The following is a 13,763-nucleotide window of genomic DNA, read 5'->3' on the forward strand; positions in this document are numbered from 1 at the left end:
TACCTATTCTGAATATTAAAATTGGTTACAAAACGCTCAAGAGAGCACGCTTAGCCTCCAACGGAAGCTTTAAGCATAAAAAACAGTATCTTATAATTTATTTGTTTGAAGTTGTTGTTACGCCATAAAGGCAATTTAAAAAATCTATAACAACTAAAACGCTCAACATTGTTATTTTATTTATTAAGCGATTTATAAAGAAAACTAACTCTTTTTAAATTTCATTAAAAGATTATGACTATATGAACAAAGCAACATGTGAACTAAAGTCACAATCTTAGAGTTTGGAGCTAAAAGATCATTAAAATTTCTGTGTAGACTACACGCCATTAAGTTAAAACACTTTCGATTGTTAACGCACGGTAAAATATAAATGGAAAATAGAGTTAGCGAGCCTATTTCTGATAGTCAACTACTTGATGTAGAATTATTAGGCAAACCTATTCATATCATTCGTGAGAAGCTCGATAATTTAATTTCAGAATCTTGCTCAAACCTTACGACTGAATTACAAAATTGGCTCAGCACAGGAAAAGTGGAAGCTAGCTTAACCTCAGTAGACTTGCACCGCTTTACATCGGTTGAGATGGACAAAGAGCAAACGTCGACCTATCAACATCAGGAAGGCGGCATGGTATTCATCCATGGTAACCCTCACACGCTAATAAAGTTGGCTGATAGATTTTATGGTGCAAGTGCAGAGCGTTCAGCCGCTACTCTGACGGCCAGTGACTTACGTTTACAAGAGCGCATCAGTCGAATCATCATCGGTTGGCTTGCTCCTGGTGAAATGTGGGACACGGGTGAGTATGAGACCCCTAGAGGAATTGGCATTAACGTTCAATTAAACATTGCGTTTGACGATCATCAAGGCTCAATTCATCTCAAGCTAGATGGTCATCTTATTCAAACGCTGATCGAGCAGCTTGAACTGCAACCTGATACCGATTTGTTTCAACCTTTCTGTCGTTCTTTAGAGACGACCCCCGTTCGACTGAACGTTGTTCTAAGTAAAAAGAAGATGCCTTTAAGTGATGTGGTTGGCTTACAACCCAACGATATTTTACCTATTGAGCTTCTTAACACGGTTCCAGTAAGCATTGGCAACCAATCTCTATTTACAGGTCGTATTGCCGAGCAAGACGGCCAACTTGTTTTGATCTTTAACCCTGATAAGGAACCGCAGCGATGAGCGAAGCGCTAGAAACTAATGCATTCGACGCAGAAGAACTGAACTTTGATGATTTTCAATTAGAAGACTTTGAAGCCGAAGATACGCTCCAACAAGAACCAGCCACTGCGGAACGTGACCTTAGCTTTTTCAAAAGCATTCCTGTCACAGTCACGCTGGAAGTTGCGAGTAAGGAGATCCCACTTGGGGACTTAATGAAAGCGGGTGAAGGCACGGTTATCGAGTTGGAAAAGCTCAATGGCGAGCCTTTAGACGTGAAAGTAAACGGTTCTCTTATGGGCCACGCTGAAGTTGTCGTTGTCAATGATAAGTATGGACTTCGTCTGATCGATGTACATGACTCTGCATTGAGTGGCGTTGGTCAATAATCTTAGGTAGGCATCACAATGAAAAATCTGAGCGCTTGGCACCGTTGGTTACCTCTTTTGGTATTGGTGTCACTTTTGTTTGCTTTCCCAACAATGGCGGCTGACAACGGCTTAACTATCTTGTCCGTTTCTGATGGCGACACACAACAAGAATACAGCGTTAAACTGCAAATTCTGTTGTTGATGACGGCGCTCAGTTTTCTTCCAGCATTTATTTTGATGGCGACGAGCTTTACTCGAATTGTCGTTGTCCTTGCGATTTTGCGCCAAGCTCTTGGTCTTCAACAAAGCCCACCTAACAGAGTGTTGGTCGGGATCGCTCTCGCATTGACGTTACTGATTATGCGCCCTGTCTGGAGCGATATTTATGAAAATGCGTTTCAGCCATACGACAACGGCGAAATCACGCTAATACAGGCTTTTTCTGTTGCAGAGAAACCAGTGAGAGAGTTCATGTTGGCACAGACGCACCAAAGCTCTCTTGAACAAATGTTACGTATTGCCAATGAGCCTCTCGACCAAAACGTTGAGGATATTTCATTTGCCGTTGTCTTGCCTGCATTTGTCATTAGTGAACTGAAAACCGCCTTCCAAATTGGTTTTATGCTTTTCATCCCGTTTTTGGTCATCGACTTGGTTGTCGCCAGTGTCCTGATGGCAATGGGTATGATGATGCTATCACCTTTGATTGTCTCACTTCCCTTTAAGTTGGTGGTATTTGTACTCGTGGATGGTTGGGCAATGACAGTTGGCACCTTATCTGCCAGCTTCGGTTAACTAGGAGCAGTTATGACCCCAGAACTAACCGTAACGTTATTTTCCGATGCAGTATGGCTGATCATTTTGATGGTTGCCGTATTGGTTGTTCCAGGCTTAATTGTCGGTTTGTGTATCGCCGTATTTCAGGCTGCCACACAAATCAACGAGCAAACACTCAGCTTTTTGCCACGTTTGCTCGTTACCTTATTAATGGTGATTTTTGCAGGTCACTGGATGCTACGTAAGATCATGGAACTGTTTGATTTCTTGTTCCACAACATACCAGGGATGATTGGCTAATGGCCATCACATTTGCAGAGCTCTCGGCGATACTCGGTCAACTCTGGTGGCCGTTTTTTCGTGTGGGAGCCGTATTTATTTCAATGCCTTTCTTTGGTGATGCGATTATTCCTGTTTGGGTTCGTACTTTACTGGCCCTCTCGATCGTTGTCATTACTGGACCGTTAATGCCACCCATGCCACAAGTCGAGTTATTCTCTATGACTTCCCTGTTCCTTGCTTTTGAGCAAGCTATTTGGGGAGTAATGTTTGGGTTAATTTTGCACATGCTCTTTAACGTTTTCACCATGCTTGGCCAGGTGATTTCTCTGCAAATGGGCTTAGGTATGGCGATGATGAATGATCCTATTAACGGGCTTTCTGTCGCCATTTTGGGACGCATATTTCTGATTTTCTCAACCTTGTTGTTCCTCGCGCTAGAAGGACACTTACTCGTCATAGATATCGTGATTCAAAGCTTTGTTGTTTGGCCAGTCGGATCTGGTATCACATCGCTTTCTCTGCAAGGTGTTGTCAATATTTTCGGTTGGATGTTTGCCTCTTCACTCGCTTTGGCTTTGCCCGCTATTGTTTCCATGCTTCTAGCCAACATCAGTTTTGGTGTAATGAACCGAGCCGCACCATCACTTAATGTCTATGCGTTAGGTTTTCCTATGACGATGCTGCTGGGTCTATTCAGCGTATTAATCTCAGTTTCTGGTGTTCCTGGTCGCTACACGGCGCTCGTTCACGACACCATTAGACACTTGAGTAACTTTATGTTGGGGGGAGCATGAGCGATCAATCTTCTCAAGACAAAACTGAAAAAGCCTCACCGCAGAAGGTAAAGAAAGCCCGCCAGGAAGGACAAATTCCTCGCGCGAAAGAGTTTACTACTGCGGTGATATTTCTAGCGGTGGCGCTCTACTTTTACTCTCAGCTTAATAGTATTTGGGAAAGCATGTCGGGTATCTTTCGCTACAACATGATGCTGACGCGAGCCGACCTAGAAAATCCTAAACAACTTGTCGAGCAATTGGGACAAAGTTTAGCGGTCATCATAGACATGCTATTACCATTGTTTACCGTCATTATTATCGTGACCTGTGGTAGTAGCCTTGTGCTAGGCGGCTGGATGTTCCGTCCCGCGAACGTGATGCCAAAGCTCAGCAAAATTAATCCTTTGAGCGGGATAAAGCGCATTTTTTCGACCCGCTCAGTGGTTGAGCTCTTAAAGTCAACGTTCAAAGTAGCCGTGATATTCGGCATCTTATATGGCTATTTAGACAACCACTTACAGCCATTACTTGGCATGCAAAATCTCCCGCTCAGCCAAGGTTTTTCTCTAGTAATGTCAATTCTGTTTGAAGGCTTACTCTTAATGGGCTTCGCCTTGTTGTTATTTGGGGTTATCGACATTCCTTATCAGCGTTGGGAACACCTAAAAGAACTCCGCATGACGAAACAAGAATTGAAAGAGGAATTTAAAAATAATGAAGGTCGTCCGGAAGTAAAGCAACGTATTCGTCAAATACAGCAACAGTTTGCGCGCCGTAAGATCGATAAAATGGTGCCGACGGCTGACGTGATCATCACTAACCCAACGCACTATGCAGTCGCACTGAAATACGAGCCTTCACTTTCTGACGCGCCCTTTGTCGTCGCAAAAGGTGTAGACGAAACCGCTATGCACATTCAACGTATCGCCCGAGAAAACAAAGTGGAAATCATTAACTCCCCGCCACTTACCCGTTCGATTTATCACACGACGGCGATTGAACAAGCAATCCCAAGCCAACTGTACATCGCAGTGGCACATATTCTTACTTACGTTTTGCAATTGAAAGCCTTTCGTAAAGGTGAGGGAAAAGAGCCAATTCCTTTACCTCATTTTTCGATTCCAAAACATTTGCAGCACTGATTAACCCGCGTTTATCCAAGGACACGAAAGTATGCTTAACCGGTTAAAACAACTTCAAACATCAACCAAAGGCTACGTTGGCATTCCAATCGTCTTGCTAATGATATTAGCAATGGTGATTCTTCCTTTGCCTCCTCTGCTACTGGATGCGCTGTTTACCTTTAATATCGTCTTAGCAATCCTAGTATTGCTGGTCAGCACAACCGCAAAGCGACCATTAGATTTCTCTGTTTTTCCAACTATTTTGCTGGTCGCAACATTATTACGTCTCACATTGAACGTGGCTTCTACGCGAATTGTACTCCTAGAAGGACATAATGGTGGTGACGCAGCGGGTAAGGTCATTCAAGCATTCGGTGAAGTCGTCATTGGCGGTAACTACGTCGTTGGTATGGTGGTGTTCGTCATCTTGATGATCATCAACTTCGTCGTAATCACCAAAGGTGGTGAACGTATTTCTGAGGTTTCAGCCCGCTTTACGTTGGATGCTTTACCAGGCAAACAAATGGCAATTGATGCCGACTTAAACGCTGGCCTTATCGATCAGGAAACGGCTCGCTTACGCCGTAAAGAAGTCGCCAACGAAGCCGATTTTCATGGTTCGATGGATGGTGCATCAAAGTTTGTGCGTGGCGATGCCATCGCAGGTTTGTTGATTCTGTTTATCAATATCATTGGTGGTATTAGTATTGGTGTCTTCGAGCATGGACTCGCTGCGTCTGACGCCTTTAAAACTTATGCCCTACTCACAATCGGTGATGGTCTAGTTGCTCAAATTCCTTCACTACTATTGGCAACGGCTGCCGCGATTATCGTTACGCGAATTAATGATAGCGATAATGGCATGTCGGAAACCATGCAAAAGCAATTACTGGCAACTCCTGCAACGCTATTTACTGTCGCAGGTATTATGGCGGTAATCGGTATGGTACCGGGTATGCCACACCTAGCCTTTTTTGCGTTTTCTGGCGCATTAGCGTTCGCAGGGTGGCGTCAAACCAAGAAGCCAGTGCAAGACTCCCAGATTGAAGAGGTCGAAGCACTTTCACAAGCAATGCAAGACGATGATACACCGCTGACATGGGATGATATTCCTCACGTCCAAACATTATCACTTGCGCTTGGTTACCGACTCGTCCATCTAGTCAACAAAGAACAAGGGGCTCCTTTATCACAACGTATCCGCGGTGTGCGTCGAAACCTTTCTGAACAAGTTGGCTTTTTATTACCTGAAGTTCGTATTCGTGACAACCTGAGCCTCAAGCCAAACCAATACACAATTTCTCTAAATGGCGAAGTCATTGAGCAAGGTTTTATTGAACCAGAGCGTTTAATGGCGATAGCGGTTGGCGAAACTTACGGTGAGGTAGATGGCATTTTGGGTAGCGATCCTGCTTATCAGTTGCCAGCTGTGTGGATTGAGCATCAAGATAAAGCAAAAGCACTTAATATGGGTTACCAAGTTGTCGACGATGGCACTGTTATAGCCACTCATATTAGTAAAATCATGAAGACAAACCTTGCAGAATTGTTTACGCACGACGATGTGGAAGCAATAACCCAGCGTTTGACACAACAAGCCCCGAAACTAGCAGAAGCATTAGCAGCAGCACTTAATCCAGCACAGCAGCTGAAAGTATATCGTCAGCTTTTATTGGACCAAGTGCCACTAAAAGATATTCGCACGATTGCCAACACAATGTTGGAATCCGCGGAAAATACAAAGGACCCGATCCTACTTGCATCTGATGTGCGCTGTGCACTAAAGCGTACGCTTGTTAACTTAATTGCAGGACAAAAGAACGAGTTAAATGTCTACGCACTGTCTGATGAGCTAGAACAAATGCTACTAACTTCACTGCAACAAGCACAATCTTCTGGTACGGTAACACTAGATAGCTTCCCAATTGAGCCAAACATTCTTGGTCAGTTCCAACAAAACTTGCCATTGATCAGACAACAGCTTAAGCAACAGGGGCTACCTCCGATCCTTCTCGTTATGCCACAGCTGCGCCCTCTTCTAGCGCGTTACGCTCGTACATTTACACAAGGGCTGGCAGTATTGTCTTACAACGAAATCCCAGAAAACAAACAAATCAATGTGGTAGGAAACCTTGGTTAATCTTATTTCAACACATGCGATGTACGAACATTTGGTTGGTCTCGCAGTACAACATATCGTCACGGATGACGATCAATTAGTCTTTGATGCTTTAAAACACAATGATGTCCAACACGCATGCCAAGCAATTAGGGAAGCTCAATCAGGGGAAGTAGAATTCCAACACCTGACGTTGAGATTTGGTATGCGTGGAGAACAAAGTGTCTATCAATTCAAACTCTCTGAACAAATGCAGTACTGCCTGGATTTGTTCAGTCTTTACCTTGCACTAAGACAAACACAATTTCAGTTAGAAGCCTTTCACCACGACTTGATTAGTAATGTTGTCGTGCCGATTCGCGTGGATGCATTACTGTGGGAGCCTGGGGTTTATTTTCTCGAACAGACGATTCAATTCCACTCTTCTGCTTTTCAACATGTGATTCCTTCTCTTCAAGCTGATGAAACGTTATGTGATCGTGATAAAGTCGCCACACTCACCAAAAAGTTAAAAGAGAATGCATATTCACTTTGGTTTGAAGTCGCGACATCGCAAGTGAACTTCGAGCGCGTCGCAGACTTTAGTCCCGATATGATCAAATTGTCAGTCACACTAGAAGATAAAGAAGAAAGACACGCTTTCCTACCTATTGCTAAGTTCTTAAGAAAGCATAAATATACTTGGGTTGCCGGACGTGTAGCGAGTCAAACGGAACTTAACCGGTATCGTTTATTGGGTGCCAGTTATTATTTTGGTTATTTCAGCGATATCCCAACCTCTCTCTCCTTTCAGTCTTTTGATGAGGAATAGTTGAAACTCAACCATTTATATTTAAAACAGCACGATTTATTCGTGCTGTTTTTTTATTTATAACGGATAACCACAAGATCATTGGGCAATAGTTTCTTTAACTTAACTAAAAAATTTAGGCTTATATGATGATTTTCCCGGTTTTCATGGAATACAAATCACTAAAAATCATCAATTTTTATCTTTTTTAGAAATTTTTTAATTTTCAAATTAATCATTAAAGCCGACCGACCGCCTCTAGTTAGTGACAAGGGAATATCCCGAGGCCTGAAAGATATAGTGACTAACTAAGGAGACTAAGATGGCTTTATCAATGCACACTAACTACGCTTCGCTTGTAACTCAAAACACAATGAACACAACAAGCGGACTTCTAAATACAGCAATGGAACGTCTAAGCACAGGCTACCGTGTGAACTCAGCTGCTGATGACGCTGCTGGTCTTCAAATTGCTAACCGTCTAGAAGCGCAAACACGCGGCATGTCAGTAGCAATGCGTAACGCACAAGACGGCATCTCTATGATGCAAACTGCTGAAGGTGCGATGGATGAAATGACAAACATCGTTTACCGTATGAACGACCTTGCTACACAATCGTTGAACGGTTCAAACAGTGCAACAGACCGTGCGTCTCTTAACAAAGAGTTCACACAGCTTACTGCAGAACTAAACAACATCGTAGACAACACTAAGTTCGGTGGTCAAAACCTTCTTAAAGGCGGCGGCTTCGGTGCAGGTGACGTAACATTCCAAATCGGTGCATCTTCTGCTGAAACATTGACTGTAAGCGCAAGCGCAGGTATCGGTGAAATCACTACTATTCTTGCTGATGCAGCAATTACAGATGGTATCGATGACGCGACTAAAGCAAAAGCAGCACTAGACAAAATCAGCGGCGCTGACGGTCTAGTAGAAAAAATTGGTAGCTCTCGTGCAGACTTCGGTGCGAACATCAACCGTCTTGAGCACACTATGGCTAACCTTGGTAACATGGTAGAAAACGTTACAGCATCTAAAGGTCGTATCATGGATACAGACTTTGCAGTAGAGTCTTCAAACATGACTAAGAACCAAATGTTGATGCAAGCAGGTACAACTGTTCTGTCTCAAACTAACCAGCTTCCAAGCATGGCAATGTCACTACTACGCTAATTACTTAGTTAATAGTGCGCTTAATTTAAATCGTCTTAATTATAAAGCCTTCCTATGGAAGGCTTTATTTTTATCTACGAATATAAATAGAGCTCGTATTATCTTTGTGAGATTCAGGCACTCTGAATCCGAACTTCAACATAATATTGAATAAAACCTTATTAAACAGTTCTAATTCTATCGTCTCTAATTTACTTCCTATTTTACTATCTCTAAGTTCAGGAAAATTGAACTTAGCTTCCTTTAAGATACTAGCTATCTCATCAGAATTGATGCTCTGTTTACTTAATAGTTTTTTGTTAATGAACTCTTCATATGCACGAGCACATTTCATCAATCGTAACGCAAATTCATTCATAACTGACATTCTTTGAAACGTAAAAAATTTAATTTTTAGTGAGAACACTTGCACATCGCACTATCAAAAATAATATCAGAACGCAATTAATGCACTCTGTAAGAATTATCTGAATCAAGCTGAAGTAAAGGCTGAATATAACGTCTAATTAAAACATCTCTCCTAATTAGAACCGTCAATACAATTAAATATTTTCTTTGTTTAGGTCGCCTTTTCTTATAAGGAAATTACTTTTTCCATGGAGGAAGGCGGAACAAACAAGGTGGAAACACCACTTCCTCCCAAGAAAACAAAATAGCTTTAAACCTTTGTTTTAATTGAACTTAATATACGGCACGCATCTTGCCACTGATAATTAAACTAAGGCGTAGCATTCAAAGTATTCAAGCCAATAAGAGATGAGAGGAGCACACCTCATGAGTTCTTTAGACCCAGTAAAAATGGCAACCCAATTCGCACAATTGGACACAAACCCATTCAAAAACCGTTACCAAGCGCAAGCTAATGTGTACCAGTCACAACTGTCAGCTTTTAATAAAGTTGAAAGCGCACTACGTGATTTTCGTACTGCAATGAAAGAGATGAATAACAGCACAAACAGCATCATCAAAAACAGTGCGACACTCTCTCAAGAAGGTAACTTTACTGCAAACGCGGATGCTAAAGCGCTAACGGGTAACTATCAGATTTTTGTAGAAAAAGTGGCAACGGCGCATCAAGTATCTACAGGTATGCCTGCAGACCTTGAGGCAACGACAGAAGTACCAACAACTGGATCTTTAGAATTCACCATCAACGGTGAAACAATGACTCTAGACTTGTCCTCCGTTGATGTTAATGGTGACGGCACTGCAACGATCAGCGATTTAGCCAGTGCGATTAACAATCACACGGATAACCCTGGCGTTAACGCCACTCTAGTTCGCTCGAATGGTCAAACACACTTTATGCTATCGAGCACTGAGACTGGTGTCGAAAATAAGATCAACGTATCTGCATCGGGTACTGGCCAAGCGTGGTTTGAAGACGCCTTCACCAACCTCAAGCAAATCAACGCTCCGCAAGATGCGGTTATGTGGCTAGGTGCAAAAGACTCAGGCCTGAAACTAACCAACGCAAGTAATACTTTTGAAGGTGTCATCGACGGTGTTGACATTACCGTATCTAAACCGCAAGCCGCGGGAGATTCGCCAATCGGTTTAAAAATTGGAGCTGATAGCGAAGGCACTAAAGAACAACTAGATAAGTTTGTGGAAACCTACAATGCCCTTGTTTCGACTATCGATCAGTACACCCAAATTGGCGGTGAAGATCAGAAACGCGGCGTGCTCGCTAGCGACTCGACATTGCGTTCTATTGAGAGTCAGTTAACGGGGTTAATCCGAGGTGAACACAATGGTATGCGCCTAAGCGAAATCGGCGTGAGCCTAGACCGCAACGGTAAAATGAAAGTTGATCAAGAAAAGTTCAAAGAAGCTCAACAAACAAACAGCGCAGGCTTAGAGGCGTTGTTTAATGGGGATGACGCTTTGCTAGATTCTCTTGACGCGATGGTAGAGCCTTTCTTGAAGTTCTCATCAGGTACCTTCAGCACGCGTAAAGACGCAATACAGTCAAGCTTAGACCGAATCAAAGATAAACAAACCAATTTAGAGCGTAAGTACGAAATGTCGTACAACCGCTATCTCAAACAATTCACTCAAATGAATTCAATTATGACCCAAATGAACCAAACCATGTCCATGTTTAATGCTCAAAAATAAGACATTTGGTTCCAAATTTAGGAGAAATATTCATGCTTATGGATTCTGGTTACGATTCGTACCAACAAGTCGATCTCGACGCTCAAGCGGCAGCAGCAAATCCACACCAATTGGTCATCATGTTAATCGATGGCCTACTCGATGAAGTTGAACGTATTCGCGGCCACCTAGCCGCAAATCGTTTGGCCGAGAAAGGGAATGGAATCAACAAATGCATGAACATCTTGATTGGACTAACAAGTGCTCTAGATGATGAAAACGGCGGTGAAATTGCGGAAAACCTACGCCAGCTTTATGACTTCTGCCAAGTCGAACTTTATTACGCTAGCGTGCAAAACGATGCAAATCGCTTGGTTAACGTTGAGCGTGTAATGGGTAACATTCGTGAAGGTTGGATGAATTTTGGACAACAAGCATAAAGTATCGCCAGAGCGATTCCGTCATTTATCTCAGCTCATCCAGTTCGCCGCAAAAACGGCCGATTGGCATGCGCTCAAGCGGTACGACTTGCAGTTGCGAGAGCTTTTGATCAGTCACAAGCCTTTTTTGAAAGATCCTAAGCTTGCACCTGAAATCCAGCGAGCGAAAACAGTGCACGCTAATGCCTTCGCAGTATTAGAGAAGTCGACCAACGAGTTGAAAAAAGAGATGAACATGGTCAATGACCATCAAGAACGCGCTATGGCCTATCAATTAGCAATGACCATGGAGCTAACTCAATGATCATACCTTCTTCAACTCAGCACTCGGGTAATTCGCCAGCTAACAATGAGGGTCACATCAAGCAAGCGAACTCGGTACACGGCTTTTCTCATGGTTTTAAATCAGGGAACAAGCAGAATGGTGAGCAAGACTTTAACTCTGCGTCAGCGGTACCGAGTTTTCACCTTACGGCCTCTACTTTGAACAACGCAAACAAAGTACAAAGTCATGGTTTTGATACTGATGACCGCTCAGCTTCAGATCCGGATGCCAACTTGACCAGTACACCAGGGTTAACAGAATCGACTGATCTTGCAGCGCAAGCTCAAGCTTTAACCCAGGGTATGATTACCATGGCAGAGAAGCAGGCTGAGAAACTAGGAAAAGCGTCATCTTTAATGACTGCGAGCGAAGTTAAGTCTGTTACTCAAGATTCGTCTAACGCTATGTTAAACACATCATCAAAACAAGATGTGAAGCAAAGTCTGCCGACTTCATCGAGTTCGCGTTTGCCTATCTCCGGTGCTGAGTTTCAAACTCTTTTGAATCAACCTGTTCAAGGGCAACCAACCGCATCTCTACTTCAAGCACAAGCTCCTACAACACAATCTGCACATTCACCTGTTGCGACGAGTCATGTTCAAGCTCAAGGCTCTGAGTGGGCAGCGGTGCGTGTTGATACCACTGCCGGAAAGTGGGGGGAGCAAATGATGCAAGTATTACATGATCGCGTGACGCTCCAAGCTCAACAAAATGTACAAGAAGCAAAAATCCGCCTAGACCCACCAGACTTAGGGAAATTGGATTTACTTGTACGTGTTGAAGGTGACCGATTGAGTGTCCACATCAACGCCAATGCCGCAGCAACACGAGAAGCTTTAATGCAAGTTTCGGAACGATTGCGTACTGAGTTACAAGAGCAAAACTTCGTTCATGTCGATGTCAATGTTGGCTCTGATCAAAACCAAGGTCGAAATGACCCACATGCAAACGAAGAAGACGCCAATATTTTCGCCGCACGAGAATCTGGTGCATTCCAAACCACGACAACAACTAACTATTCAGAACACTGGCTAAGCACTCAAGCTTAGTAAATCTTCGAGGAAAAAGGTTATGACCAAACAACAAATGATCGCCCTGTTTATCGCCATGATCATCACCAGTGCCCTCGTTTCGGCCGTCACAATTATGGGCGGAATCTGGTACTTAAACAAACACGCTCAAGAGTCACCTGACTCTGGTTCACTGATCGAAGACTCTCCACTGTCTTTTTTGGTCACAGAACAACCGACAAGTAAAGGTCCTAGCTTCCATCCTTTGGACAAAGTCGTTTTGACCGTTAAAGGCAAGAAACAGACTCACTTTGTGATGCTAGAACTGGCAATTGAGACACGCCGTCCAGAGCGTATCAAAGAGATCGATGAATACATGCCTATGGTACAAAACTCTCTATTAAAACTGTTTAGCGACAAAACGTTTGATCAGTTACAGCAAGCGGGTGCCATCGATATTCTGCAAGACGAAGTGAAGCAAACGCTTCTACTCGCTTTTGCTAAAACAGACATCGTCCGAGAAATCGACGATGTTTTGTTGACTAAATATGTTGTGCAATAACGGAGCACAACCATGTTAGACATGAATGTACAAGACACTTACACCACAGAAGAGGAAGTGACAACACCGTCACGACCAATTGATGAAAACGCATTGCTACAACGTCATCAGGTCATGGTAAAACGCGTAGTTAACCAGCTGCGCGTTCATGCCACTTCTCACTGTAGTATTGAAGATATGCAGCAGATAGGCCTTATCGCTCTAGTCGAGGCTGGACGCCGATATGGCGATGTTGACGATCCTCACTTTCCTGCTTTCGCCGTTTGTCGAGTTCGGGGAGCTATTTTAGACGAATTACGCCGACTAGATTGGCGTTCACGTAAGACTCGTCAACAAGCCCACGAGCTCAACGACGTGACTCGAGATCTCACTCGAACGTTAGGTCGAATGCCAACGGATGCCGAAATCATCCAGGCTTTAGGGACGAATGAGCAAGATTATTACAACCGCCAAAATGCCGCTCTCGCAGGCGAGATGCAAAGCCTTGACCAACTGATGGAGAGCAGCGGTGATAGCTACATTGGCGGGCAATACGATGGCATGGAACATGAACATATTCGTCGTAGTTTAGACAGTGCTTTGGGTAAATTACCTAAGCGCGATCAACTGCTCCTGACTCTGTTCTATCAACATGAACTCAACTTACACGAAATAGCTCTGGTATTGGATCTGACACCACCTCGTATATGTCAGCTTCACAAACAAGCGCTGAAACAACTCAACCAATTAATGTCCTCTTAGG

16 protein-coding genes are annotated in these 13,763 nt (G+C 43.4%); 15 read left to right on the plus strand and 1 reads right to left on the minus strand.

What is annotated here, in order from left to right; genetic code table 11:
• Window positions 1-373: 373 nt before the first annotated feature.
• From IQP38_RS16690 to lafA, 9 genes are all read left to right on the plus strand, one after another.
• The gene (locus IQP38_RS16690; protein WP_005375039.1) at window positions 374-1,192 is read left to right on the plus strand and encodes a FliM/FliN family flagellar motor switch protein; all 819 of its coding nucleotides are present in this window, start codon (window positions 374-376) and stop codon (window positions 1,190-1,192) included.
• Entirely contained in the window at window positions 1,189-1,560 is a 372-nt protein-coding gene (fliN, locus tag IQP38_RS16695) for a flagellar motor switch protein FliN (protein ID WP_005375038.1), read from the plus strand. Before IQP38_RS16690 ends, fliN begins: the two co-directional genes overlap by 4 nt.
• A gap of 18 nt (window positions 1,561-1,578) precedes the next feature.
• Window positions 1,579-2,337 (plus strand): flagellar type III secretion system pore protein FliP, encoded by a 759-nt coding sequence (fliP, locus tag IQP38_RS16700; protein WP_005375037.1) that lies wholly within the window; start codon window positions 1,579-1,581, stop codon window positions 2,335-2,337.
• A gap of 12 nt (window positions 2,338-2,349) precedes the next feature.
• Window positions 2,350-2,619 (plus strand): flagellar biosynthesis protein FliQ, encoded by a 270-nt coding sequence (fliQ, locus tag IQP38_RS16705; RefSeq protein ID WP_005375036.1) that lies wholly within the window; start codon window positions 2,350-2,352, stop codon window positions 2,617-2,619.
• Window positions 2,619-3,395, plus strand: a complete 777-nt coding sequence (gene fliR / locus IQP38_RS16710; RefSeq protein ID WP_005375027.1) for a flagellar biosynthetic protein FliR — start codon at window positions 2,619-2,621, stop codon at window positions 3,393-3,395. Before fliQ ends, fliR begins: the two co-directional genes overlap by 1 nt.
• Complete coding sequence (flhB, locus tag IQP38_RS16715) at window positions 3,392-4,519, plus strand: flagellar biosynthesis protein FlhB (protein WP_005375025.1); 1,128 nt, start codon at window positions 3,392-3,394, stop codon at window positions 4,517-4,519. Before fliR ends, flhB begins: the two co-directional genes overlap by 4 nt.
• A gap of 31 nt (window positions 4,520-4,550) precedes the next feature.
• Window positions 4,551-6,641 carry a flagellar biosynthesis protein FlhA gene (gene flhA / locus IQP38_RS16720; RefSeq protein ID WP_005386867.1) on the plus strand — a complete coding sequence of 697 codons (2,091 nt, stop codon included), beginning with the start codon at window positions 4,551-4,553 and terminating at the stop codon, window positions 6,639-6,641.
• Between the two features lie 19 nt (window positions 6,642-6,660).
• On the plus strand, window positions 6,661-7,431 hold the full coding sequence (locus IQP38_RS16725; RefSeq protein ID WP_005375023.1) for an EAL domain-containing protein: 771 nt from the start codon (window positions 6,661-6,663) through the stop codon (window positions 7,429-7,431).
• Between the two features lie 301 nt (window positions 7,432-7,732).
• A complete protein-coding gene (lafA, locus tag IQP38_RS16730) occupies window positions 7,733-8,584 on the plus strand; it encodes a lateral flagellin LafA (RefSeq protein WP_005375019.1) in 852 nt (283 codons plus the stop codon).
• A gap of 70 nt (window positions 8,585-8,654) precedes the next feature.
• Here the strand turns inward: lafA and IQP38_RS16735 are convergent, their stop codons facing one another.
• The gene (locus IQP38_RS16735; RefSeq protein ID WP_005375016.1) at window positions 8,655-8,942 is read right to left on the minus strand and encodes a hypothetical protein; all 288 of its coding nucleotides are present in this window, start codon (window positions 8,940-8,942) and stop codon (window positions 8,655-8,657) included.
• A 416-nt stretch (window positions 8,943-9,358) separates the two neighbouring features.
• On the opposite strand from IQP38_RS16735, the gene fliD reads away from it, so the two are divergent.
• The 6 genes from fliD to IQP38_RS16765 are packed head-to-tail and all read left to right on the plus strand — an operon-like array spanning window position 9,359 to window position 13,762.
• Window positions 9,359-10,705: a flagellar filament capping protein FliD gene (gene fliD, locus IQP38_RS16740; protein ID WP_005375015.1), complete on the plus strand. Its 1,347-nt coding sequence runs from the start codon at window positions 9,359-9,361 to the stop codon at window positions 10,703-10,705.
• A gap of 32 nt (window positions 10,706-10,737) precedes the next feature.
• Entirely contained in the window at window positions 10,738-11,124 is a 387-nt protein-coding gene (gene fliS / locus IQP38_RS16745) for a flagellar export chaperone FliS (RefSeq protein ID WP_005375014.1), read from the plus strand.
• Complete coding sequence (locus IQP38_RS16750) at window positions 11,108-11,428, plus strand: hypothetical protein (RefSeq protein ID WP_005375013.1); 321 nt, start codon at window positions 11,108-11,110, stop codon at window positions 11,426-11,428. Before fliS ends, IQP38_RS16750 begins: the two co-directional genes overlap by 17 nt.
• Window positions 11,425-12,498, plus strand: a complete 1,074-nt coding sequence (locus tag IQP38_RS16755; protein WP_017634432.1) for a flagellar hook-length control protein FliK — start codon at window positions 11,425-11,427, stop codon at window positions 12,496-12,498. The genes IQP38_RS16750 and IQP38_RS16755 overlap by 4 nt, the downstream gene beginning before the upstream one ends.
• Before the next feature lie 22 nt (window positions 12,499-12,520).
• A complete protein-coding gene (locus IQP38_RS16760; RefSeq protein WP_005375011.1) occupies window positions 12,521-13,021 on the plus strand; it encodes a flagellar basal body-associated FliL family protein in 501 nt (166 codons plus the stop codon).
• Between the two features lie 12 nt (window positions 13,022-13,033).
• Window positions 13,034-13,762: a FliA/WhiG family RNA polymerase sigma factor gene (locus IQP38_RS16765; RefSeq protein WP_005375008.1), complete on the plus strand. Its 729-nt coding sequence runs from the start codon at window positions 13,034-13,036 to the stop codon at window positions 13,760-13,762.
• The last annotated feature ends 1 nt before the right edge of the window (window position 13,763 follow it).

The organism is Vibrio sp. OPT41 (genome assembly GCF_015163595.1).
Taxonomy (GTDB): domain Bacteria; phylum Pseudomonadota; class Gammaproteobacteria; order Enterobacterales; family Vibrionaceae; genus Vibrio; species Vibrio alginolyticus.

Bases quoted from the DNA above. Each gene is read 5' to 3' on its own strand.
- IQP38_RS16690 (WP_005375039.1), top strand. From the start codon at position 374: ATGGAAAATAGAGTTAGCGAGCCTATTTCTGATAGTCAACTACTTGAT.
- fliN (WP_005375038.1), top strand. From the start codon at position 1,189: ATGAGCGAAGCGCTAGAAACTAATGCATTCGACGCAGAAGAACTGAAC.
- fliP (WP_005375037.1), top strand. From the start codon at position 1,579: ATGAAAAATCTGAGCGCTTGGCACCGTTGGTTACCTCTTTTGGTATTG.
- fliQ (WP_005375036.1), top strand. From the start codon at position 2,350: ATGACCCCAGAACTAACCGTAACGTTATTTTCCGATGCAGTATGGCTG.
- fliR (WP_005375027.1), top strand. From the start codon at position 2,619: ATGGCCATCACATTTGCAGAGCTCTCGGCGATACTCGGTCAACTCTGG.
- flhB (WP_005375025.1), top strand. From the start codon at position 3,392: ATGAGCGATCAATCTTCTCAAGACAAAACTGAAAAAGCCTCACCGCAG.
- flhA (WP_005386867.1), top strand. From the start codon at position 4,551: ATGCTTAACCGGTTAAAACAACTTCAAACATCAACCAAAGGCTACGTT.
- IQP38_RS16725 (WP_005375023.1), top strand. From the start codon at position 6,661: ATGTACGAACATTTGGTTGGTCTCGCAGTACAACATATCGTCACGGAT.
- lafA (WP_005375019.1), top strand. From the start codon at position 7,733: ATGGCTTTATCAATGCACACTAACTACGCTTCGCTTGTAACTCAAAAC.
- IQP38_RS16735 (WP_005375016.1), bottom strand. From the start codon at position 8,942: ATGAATGAATTTGCGTTACGATTGATGAAATGTGCTCGTGCATATGAA.
- fliD (WP_005375015.1), top strand. From the start codon at position 9,359: ATGAGTTCTTTAGACCCAGTAAAAATGGCAACCCAATTCGCACAATTG.
- fliS (WP_005375014.1), top strand. From the start codon at position 10,738: ATGCTTATGGATTCTGGTTACGATTCGTACCAACAAGTCGATCTCGAC.
- IQP38_RS16755 (WP_017634432.1), top strand. From the start codon at position 11,425: ATGATCATACCTTCTTCAACTCAGCACTCGGGTAATTCGCCAGCTAAC.
- IQP38_RS16760 (WP_005375011.1), top strand. From the start codon at position 12,521: ATGACCAAACAACAAATGATCGCCCTGTTTATCGCCATGATCATCACC.
- IQP38_RS16765 (WP_005375008.1), top strand. From the start codon at position 13,034: ATGTTAGACATGAATGTACAAGACACTTACACCACAGAAGAGGAAGTG.